This window comes from Priestia flexa NBRC 15715, assembly GCF_001591565.1.
GTDB classification, from domain to species: Bacteria; Bacillota; Bacilli; order Bacillales; family Bacillaceae_H; genus Priestia; species Priestia flexa.
Genome location: NZ_BCVD01000209.1, coordinates 1 through 2,483 on the forward strand (window position 1 = coordinate 1; position 2,483 = coordinate 2,483).

At 40.0% G+C, this 2,483-nt stretch carries 2 protein-coding genes; one reads left to right on the forward strand and one right to left on the reverse strand.

Annotation, left to right across the window (positions count from 1 at the left end):
* Positions 1–618 precede the first annotated feature (618 nt).
* A complete protein-coding gene (locus BFL01S_RS19360) occupies positions 619–909 on the reverse strand; it encodes a DUF3784 domain-containing protein (protein ID WP_224840234.1) in 291 nt (96 codons plus the stop codon).
* A gap of 189 nt (positions 910–1,098) precedes the next feature.
* Here BFL01S_RS19360 and nagE point away from each other — a divergent pair, with 189 nt between their 5' ends.
* A complete protein-coding gene (gene nagE / locus BFL01S_RS19365) occupies positions 1,099–2,475 on the forward strand; it encodes an N-acetylglucosamine-specific PTS transporter subunit IIBC (protein WP_061786694.1) in 1,377 nt (458 codons plus the stop codon).
* The last annotated feature ends 8 nt before the right edge of the window (positions 2,476–2,483 follow it).

Consider the following 2,483-nt stretch of genomic DNA (forward strand, 5'->3'; position numbering starts at 1 on the left):
ATAATTTATGTAATAAAAAAGAAATATTTGGATAAATATGTTATGATGTTAATAAACAAATGAGTACTAACTAAAGAAATGTTTCCAGCATGTTAGGTGCGAGTATCAAGCTCACATAAACTACCTGGGACATTCGCACCTTATTATGAAGCAAATTCGGTTAAGATAGTTCATTTTTTGAAAGAATGTACAATCTTTTAACAGTTTTTTAGCTATTTTCTTAAGAATTAATGTGGTTTTTAACATATTTTGGTTGAAAGTCGCTGTCGCATCCTATATGGATGCGTGGATTGAAATACAATAGTTCTTAACATGGGGGGCAAGACTCTTAATGGCTCAGGTTTTTTGTCGAGAAAATGGGTGTGGGAACTCTGTCTCATCTCACTTATTGAAATTCACGTCATTGGAACGTGTGCGTGTGGATAGCCCAAAAAGATGAGAATCGTAATGGTTCATTGTTTAGAAGTCATTATTTTGTTATTTCCCACAATCGCTTTAAGTTATTCATAATCAAAAAGCTACGGCCAAATACTTTTAGATCATGTACGTAGAGTGGTGGCGTATTCACCTTGTTTTGTATGATAAATAAAAGCTTAGGCATAAGCGGGTTTCTTATGTCTATCTTTTCTTAAAACGATTGCCTGTATTCAAATAAATGAGCGCAAACACAATTGATACGACAAACACTATGATACCAATAACTAATAGCAGCTGGTTGGCGAGCACTTCGCTTAAACCTACCAGCAAAATCCCAAGCGAAATGGCATACATGATCTTGCCCATAAATTTACAGAGAGCCACCTCATCGTATTCCGCTTTTTTCTCAGCGGGTAAGGTATTATAGCCGGCGATCAAAAAACCGCCTTTTCCTTTTGAAAGAACAAACGCGAGAATAAGAAAAGGAATCAAAATAATAAAAGGAACAATCGCTTCTCCGATAAGAATTCCTCCTTTTTAGGGTTTCTAGACTATACGACGAGCGAATTGAAAGGTTTCATATATTTGAAAAAAACAACTTGTCTGAGCAGATAGCATGGGCTAATAAAGAAAACGCTTACATAACTATGTAGTATATCCTAAAAAAGAGGGGTGTTTGTTATGTTAGGTTTTCTTCAAAAAATCGGTAAATCGTTAATGCTTCCGATTGCGATTATGCCTGCTGCTGCGCTTTTGCTCCGGTTGGGTCAAGATGACTTCTTAGGTATACCGTTTATATCGGCAGCGGGTGACGCTGTTTTCGGGCATTTAGCTCTTTTGTTTGCGATAGGAGTTGCGATTGGATTTTCAAGAGATGGCAGCGGAGCCGCTGCGTTAGCAGGTGCTGTCGGGTACTTTGTACTGACAGAAGGAGCGGCTGCTATTAATGAAGAGATTAATATGGGCGTGCTTGGAGGAATTATCGCTGGGGTCATTGCCGGGCTTTTATATAACCGCTATCATACTATTAAATTACCAGACTGGCTTGGCTTCTTTGGTGGAAAACGTTTTGTGCCAATTGTCACATCGCTTGTGATGCTTGTGTTGGCTTTTGTGTTTGGGTATGCTTGGATCTTTGTTCAGCACTTTATCGATAATATTGGTGAGTGGATTATCGGAGCTGGAGCAGCGGGAGTCGGAGTATTTGGGTTCTTAAATCGTATGCTAATTCCGCTTGGCTTGCATCATATTTTAAATACGCTCGTTTGGTTTGAGTTTGGTGAGTTTACAAACGCTGCGGGTGAAGTTATAAAAGGAGACCTATGGCGCTTTTTAGCAAAAGATCCTTCTGCGGGAATGTTTATGACGGGCTTTTTCCCTATCATGATGTTTGGCCTTCCAGCAGCTGCATTTGCCATGGTTGCCGCTGCGAAAAAAGAGCGTCGAAAAGCGATGATGGGTGTATTTGCAGGTTTAGCACTGACCTCGTTTTTAACAGGGATTACGGAGCCAATTGAATTTTTATTTATGTTTTTATCACCGGTGTTATACGTGATTCACGCTATTTTAACCGGTTCTGCTATGTCGATTACGTACCTGCTTGATATTCATCACGGCTTTGGATTTTCAGCGGGAGCCATCGACTACTTCTTAAATTTTGGGATTGCACAGAAACCGCTGCTTTTAGCCGGTGTTGGCCTCATTTATGCGCTGCTGTACTTTATGATTTTCTACTATTTAATTATTAAGCTTGATCTAAAAACACCGGGGCGTGAGGATGGAGTAGAAGGGGAATTTGAAGAAAGCGGAGCGTTAACAGGTAGTTACGGTGACCTTGCGAAAGCTTACGCAGAAGCACTTGGCGGAAGAGGAAACTTGCTTGAAGTGGATAATTGTGTGACGCGCCTTCGTTTAAAAGTCAAAGATACGAGTATCATAAATGAAGTTGAGCTAAAAAGGTTGGGAGCGAAAGGTGTACTAAAGCTAAGTGGCCAAGACCTTCAAATAGTTGTCGGCACAGACGTTGAGTTTTTAGCCAATGAGTTGAAAAAGATGTAAAGAGAAGG